General features: G+C 48.4%; 9 protein-coding genes. All 9 read right to left on the bottom strand.

The window, feature by feature from the left end; all coding sequences use genetic code 11:
• Positions 1-203 (bottom strand): DUF1471 domain-containing protein (locus tag RDN66_RS13875; protein WP_308537719.1); only part of this gene is annotated, 203 nt, incomplete at its 3' end.
• Between the two features lie 135 nt (positions 204-338).
• Positions 339-893, bottom strand: a complete 555-nt coding sequence (locus tag RDN66_RS13880) for an AAA family ATPase (RefSeq protein WP_202216865.1) — start codon at positions 891-893, stop codon at positions 339-341.
• Entirely contained in the window at positions 890-1,327 is a 438-nt protein-coding gene (locus RDN66_RS13885) for a PTS sugar transporter subunit IIA (protein WP_202216866.1), read from the bottom strand. The genes RDN66_RS13880 and RDN66_RS13885 overlap by 4 nt, the downstream gene beginning before the upstream one ends.
• Positions 1,328-1,336: 9 nt before the next feature.
• Positions 1,337-1,606, bottom strand: a complete 270-nt coding sequence (locus RDN66_RS13890; RefSeq protein WP_202216867.1) for a hypothetical protein — start codon at positions 1,604-1,606, stop codon at positions 1,337-1,339.
• 59 nt (positions 1,607-1,665) lie between these two features.
• Entirely contained in the window at positions 1,666-2,508 is an 843-nt protein-coding gene (locus RDN66_RS13895) for a class II fructose-bisphosphate aldolase (RefSeq protein WP_202216868.1), read from the bottom strand.
• Positions 2,495-3,862 (bottom strand): PTS sugar transporter subunit IIC, encoded by a 1,368-nt coding sequence (locus RDN66_RS13900; protein WP_308537925.1) that lies wholly within the window; start codon positions 3,860-3,862, stop codon positions 2,495-2,497. The genes RDN66_RS13895 and RDN66_RS13900 overlap by 14 nt, the downstream gene beginning before the upstream one ends.
• The gene (locus RDN66_RS13905) at positions 3,855-4,169 is read right to left on the bottom strand and encodes a PTS sugar transporter subunit IIB (RefSeq protein ID WP_185668838.1); all 315 of its coding nucleotides are present in this window, start codon (positions 4,167-4,169) and stop codon (positions 3,855-3,857) included. The genes RDN66_RS13900 and RDN66_RS13905 overlap by 8 nt, the downstream gene beginning before the upstream one ends.
• A gap of 11 nt (positions 4,170-4,180) precedes the next feature.
• Positions 4,181-5,161, bottom strand: coding sequence for a 6-phosphofructokinase (locus RDN66_RS13910; RefSeq protein WP_308537926.1), 981 nt, complete (start codon positions 5,159-5,161; stop codon positions 4,181-4,183).
• 388 nt (positions 5,162-5,549) lie between these two features.
• A partial coding sequence (locus RDN66_RS13915; protein ID WP_308537927.1) for a DUF1471 domain-containing protein occupies positions 5,550-5,666 on the bottom strand: 117 nt, incomplete at its 5' end.

Raw genomic sequence — 5,666 nt, forward strand, 5'->3', positions numbered from 1 at the left:
AGTTCAGCGGTCATGTGCACGCGGTTACCGGAATAAGCCTGGGTAATTTTGTAGGAGCTTGCACCAGCCTGTTCAGCCTGAGCTGCAATTTTCGCTTCTGCACCGTCAATGGTAGAGGCGGTTGCGGTCACGGTCTGAGCTGCGAAAGTACCGAAAGAAGCGGCAAGAGCGATAACTGCGACAAAAGTTTTGATGCTTTTCATGATATAAACCCTTTAAGTTGATTGTTTGTGTAAGGCGTGTTGCCTTGATGTGATAAATAATAGTCCTCACATCGTTCAACTAAAAGCGGAAGGATTTGTTGTCATCCTTCAAATAAATTGATTAATATTACGGTGCTATCGCACCTGTGCATCAATCCAGTCGCAGACCTCTCCAATATCGGGCTGCACCTGTTGATCGACACAGTACACGGCCCCCAGACGCATGGGCTCGGCTCGCTCGGCCAGCAGCGCCAGTTCAGGTAGATACTCTTCTCCTGGATGACCCGGCAAGCGCTGCGCTAACCGCTGCGCGTAGCGTGCTACCGCGACCTCAGGAGGGATCTGGTTCCAGACTTCGATAACCCGCCCAACCCCGGCGTCCTGGGCTAATCGCTGCAGCATCTCTTTAGGCTGGAAACCAAACCAGGCATCAATTACCCAGACACAGCCCGCCGGAGACTGTCCCACAATCGACCAGATAGCCTCGTAGGCAGCGCAGCCGAGCTGGCGGTTGAAGGGGCGGTCAATATCGGTAAAGCGCGCCATAAAGGGCTCTTTGATTCCGTCGATTGTCAGCAGCGGCAGGCCAAAAGTCTGAGAAAGCTGCCGGGCAATGGTGCTCTTGCCAGAGGCGGGTATGCCGTTCACCAGAATGACAGTTTTACAGTTTGCCGTAAGATCTCTTTTCATAGCAGCGCCACGACCTCCTCTTTCGAGTTCGCCGCACGCAGTTTGGCCATGCGCTCATCGTTATCAAGCAGCGAGATAATGGCGCGGATCCCCTCTTCAATATGCGCATTACTGTCCTGCGCGCCGAACATAATGACAATATCAGCGGCTTCACTTTCGGCAAACCGGATCGGTTTTTCTAACAGTACCAGGCTAAAACAGTTCCGCTTCACGCCGCACTCAGGGCGCGCATGTGGAATGGCAACCCCTTCGTCAAACACGTAATACGCGCCGTGGTTCAGGGTGTTCTCAATAACGGCCTGGCCGTAATTAGCCGAGATATAGCCGTTTTCAATCAGCGGCGTGGCCGCCAGTTGGATCACCTTCTGCCAGTCTGACTCAGTGACACCAACCTGAATCGCATCGGCTTCGATGAGTAGCTCTTTTATCGTCATACCCACTCCCTAAATATTACGGCGAATAATGTTGCGTAATTCATCGATACGAATAAACAGTGCGTCAATTTCCTGTCGGTGCGTCTTACTTTTGGCGTATACCGACAACGCTCGGTTATAAATCAACATTAATGCTTTCTGTATTTCACCATCACTCGGGTTACCCTGTAATTCATCTTCTAATCGGGATATTTCAGCCGACAGCAGAAGCGACTGCTCATCATAATCTTCCGATGAAGTATTTTGTTTTTTCCACAACGTTTTCAATGATTCAAACATAGCGAATCCCCTCCCTGATGAACAACAGGGTAACGAAATATCGAGTAATAAAGAGACGTTTATTTAAATAAAGCGATCTTTTCCATTAATACATGAGTGACAGCATTATTTGCTGGAATTAAAAACTTCCGCACGCTGTCATTTACTTTGCCTTTTTCAAAGGCGGTTTTGCATTGATCAACCCACTGCACATTCATTTCTGTGCCGACGTTGACTTTGTTAATTCCCTCAGTCACCGCCAGGCGCATATCCTCGTCACTCACGCCAGTGCCACCATGCAACACCAAAGGTACGCCGGTAGCCGCGCTAATCTCCTTAAGCCGCTGGTGCTGTATTTTCGCCTTGCCAGTATACAGCCCATGCACCGTCCCGACGGAAACCGCCAGCATATCGACCCGAGTTTCATCGACGAAGCGTTTGGCATCCTCTACCGTGGTGAAACAGATATCCTCTACCGCAACGGCTTTGCCGTCTTCGGAACCACCAATGGCACCCAGTTCACCTTCCACGGTAATATTGCGTGGGCGCGCCATTTCAACCACTATGCGCGTGTTACCGATATTATCCTCCAGGTTGAGATGGGAACCGTCATACATAACCGACGAGAACCCGGCGTTCATTGCCGTTTCAATAGCGCTGATGTCTGAGCAGTGATCCAGATGCAGGCAGGTTGGCACATTTTCACTTTCTGCCAGCGAGCTAACCGCATCGACTAATAAACGATAACCTAGATATTCCGCCGTTCCAGTGGAGATTTGGATCATTAGCGGGCTATTACTCTGTTGTGCGGCTTTGAAAAAAGCGGGCAGCATTTCAATACAGTGCAAATTAAACGATCCGATAGCTTTAAAATTTCTCTGCTGGGCAATTTTAAGAATATCGTTGAAGTTATACAGACTCATGAATGTTTTCCCCTTTCGGCTTAGCTGATTTACCGTTTACAAACCATGCCAGTGCGGCGACAAAGACAATAAACAACGCGACAAATAACCAGTTATTCTGGAAGGCATGTCCTAATACCAGCCCTGAACTAATCACATCCGAATCGCTGAACGTCACGCCGGTAAAGCCGTAACTTTCAAGCATCGGCACCAGGATGGCGGGCAGGAAGGTGATAAACAGTCCGTGCACCACTCCGCCGATCATCGCCCCGCGACGACCTCCCAGCGCATTGCCGAATACGCCCGCCGTGCCGCCCGCAAAAAAGTTAGTGAGCAGGCCGGGCAGAATCATCGCCAGACCGAACATCGGGAAGACCAGCATGCCGATGATCGAACCGACAGTGGTCGCCAGGAAGCCGACAATCACTGCGTTAGGCGCATAAGGGAACAGCACCGGGCAATCCAGCGCCGGCTTGGCGTCGGGGACGATGCGCATCGCAATACCGCGAAACGCTGGCACCAGTTCATTGAGCAGCAGGCGCACGCCGCTATAGAGAACAAAGACCCCAGCCACAAATTGAATGGACTGCATAAAGGCGTACATCAGGTAGTTAATCCCGTTAGAAAACTGGCCGATATACGCCGGGCCTGCCGCCAATGCCGGGATGAGGTACATCGGTACCATCACCACCGCCATGGCGAGATAGGTGTCCTGCAGAAACTTGAAGTTATCCGGTAATTCAAGATCTTCCGTAGAGCGAGAGCCTTTGCCGACCACTTTTGCGACCGCCGCCTGCACCAGGTAACCAATGGTGCAGAAGTGCCCCAACGCGACATCATCCGAGCCGGTGATACGCCGAACCACCGGTTGTGCCAGCGCGGGCATCAGTACCGCCATTACGCCACCGAAGATCCCACCGGTTAAAATCAGCGGCAGCCCCGTCAGCCCGGCTTTATAGCCGATAACTGCGCCAATAGTCGCCATCCACAGCAGCGCCTGGCCGGTCAGGAAGATATATTTCAGCGGCGTCAGACGAGCGATGATGATGTTGACGGCAAAAATCACCAGCAGGGTCAGCGCCACTTCAGATCCCAACTCACGGTTGGCCAAACCGGCAATCGCCGCGACATCGGTAATGTAGCCCTTCATACCAAAGCCCTGAGTGAAGATGTCATTCAGAAACGTCAGCGTAGCCACAATGATGTTGATACCCGCCATCATGATTAAAAAACCGAGCAGGGTTTTAAACGTGCCCTCAGCCGTCTTGCCCGGTGATTTTTTCTGTAGGATAAGCCCCAGCATCGCAATAAAGGCAATGAGTATTGAAGCCTGCCCGAGCAAATCTTTGACGATAAACTCAACGACGCTATTCATAGTCGGCTACCTGTAAATTACGTTCATTTAAAAACGCGACAATCTTTTGTTCGATCTCATCTTTGTCCGTCAGTTTATTTAATATCACCACGCGTTTTATCTCTTCTTCGCTGGCATCGGCTGTCAGAATATCGGCAAAGGTTTTTTGCGTCAGAATCATGTCAGATTTAAATGCCCCGGCCTCAGAAACCGTGGTGTGTTCAATATGTGCCGGAATTTCCAGCTTCTTTAAAACGGCCTTGGCGGTCATTTCAATAGCAAAGCTTGAGCCGAGGCCGCAGCCACATACGCAGAGAATTTTCAGCATGTAGGGTCTCCTCAAATTATATTGAGTTGTTTGGCAAATTTATAATAATGTCCGTCGGTATCAACCAGACGTTTTTTCATACTGACTAAATCAATCGGAATAGGTTTATTGCTTGAATTAATAATAACAGCTTTATTTTTCATACCAGATTGAATACAGCGAACCACTTCATTCGCCATAATTGTACCCTGATAAATTTCCTCACATGTTGGGTCGCCACTGCGTAAACCGTACCCAATAATAGTTTTACGAATACGGACGCCAATACGCGGTTCAAGTTGTTTTATCATGGTATCTATTGCGCCCTGAAAGCCTGGAGAGTACTCTCGTGTGTAACCTTCCGAACACAGAATGACGACACTATTTTGGCTAGCCAGTTTTTGCTTAACGCGCTTAGCAAGAGCGTCCAGAGGGATCTGCGCTTCTGGGATCAGCGCTATATCGGCGTTTGATTTTATCGCCGATTGCAGCGTTAGCTCACCGCAATATCCCCCCAGAATCTCTGCCATAAAAACACGACCAGGAAGTGCCCTACCGGTATTTCTTAGGCGCGATACTTCTTTGATAATTTGCTCACAGGCGGTAGAAAAACCAATTGTGTAGTCGCTGCCATAAACATCATTGTCGATCGTCATACCCACGCCAAAGCAGTTAATATCAAATTCGCTGAGCGTATTCAGGAATTGCAGGCTACCATCACCTCCAGCCATAATCAGCACATCAATACGTAGCGACTTTATTTTTCTCGCGATGGTTTCGTACTCACTTCTCTGTAAATTTCGTGCCGTACGTCCGGATGTAATAATAGGAATAGAGGAAATGGAAAAATCTACTAAATCTGACCATGAGACCTCTCGGTGATCTTTATCTAATAAACCCGGTATGCCGCCGTTAAATAGTGTGATCTGTGCACAGGCGAGTCTCGCGACCTGGAAAATAAAATTATTTATTCCGGAGACATCTCCGCCGCTAATGACAATACCGATTTTCATCTTCTGCCCTCACCTGTTTCCGTGAAAGCATTTTTCCCTGACTTCAAGACCTCTATTTGCAACGAAGATCACATAATTGCGATAATTAAAGCCAGACCTAATATTGACACATAATAAAAACCGGTGTTTTTTGTGATTTAAATCTCATTTTTAAAATGAGATCAAAGCGACATTTATTAGTTAAAAACTTTAATTATCAGGAAGTTATTTTATGGATTAATACCCATAAATAAAAAAATGGTTTTTAGAGTTGATGGCGCTTTTATGAGAGCGCAAAAATGTGAACATCGACACATATTTTTATCTTAAGAAGGGAGCGATGCGTGGGGATCTATGGCAGAAACAAAAAAAGCGCCTCAAGGGCGCTCTTTCGACAGGTGCTTATCGCTTATTTGTTCAGTTCAGCGGTCATGTGCACGCGGTTACCGGAATAAGCCTGGGTAATTTTGTAGGAGCTTGCACCAGCCTGTTCAGCCTGAGCTGCAATTTTCGCTTCTGCACCGTC

Origin of the sequence: uncultured Kluyvera sp., from assembly GCF_902485085.1 — a bacterium.
GTDB classification, from domain to species: Bacteria; Pseudomonadota; Gammaproteobacteria; order Enterobacterales; family Enterobacteriaceae; genus Kluyvera; species Kluyvera ascorbata.

Bases quoted from the DNA above. Each gene is read 5' to 3' on its own strand.
- RDN66_RS13880 (WP_202216865.1), bottom strand. From the start codon at position 893: ATGAAAAGAGATCTTACGGCAAACTGTAAAACTGTCATTCTGGTGAAC.
- RDN66_RS13890 (WP_202216867.1), bottom strand. From the start codon at position 1,606: ATGTTTGAATCATTGAAAACGTTGTGGAAAAAACAAAATACTTCATCG.
- RDN66_RS13905 (WP_185668838.1), bottom strand. From the start codon at position 4,169: ATGCTGAAAATTCTCTGCGTATGTGGCTGCGGCCTCGGCTCAAGCTTT.
- RDN66_RS13895 (WP_202216868.1), bottom strand. From the start codon at position 2,508: ATGAGTCTGTATAACTTCAACGATATTCTTAAAATTGCCCAGCAGAGA.
- RDN66_RS13910 (WP_308537926.1), bottom strand. From the start codon at position 5,161: ATGAAAATCGGTATTGTCATTAGCGGCGGAGATGTCTCCGGAATAAAT.
- RDN66_RS13885 (WP_202216866.1), bottom strand. From the start codon at position 1,327: ATGACGATAAAAGAGCTACTCATCGAAGCCGATGCGATTCAGGTTGGT.
- RDN66_RS13900 (WP_308537925.1), bottom strand. From the start codon at position 3,862: ATGAATAGCGTCGTTGAGTTTATCGTCAAAGATTTGCTCGGGCAGGCT.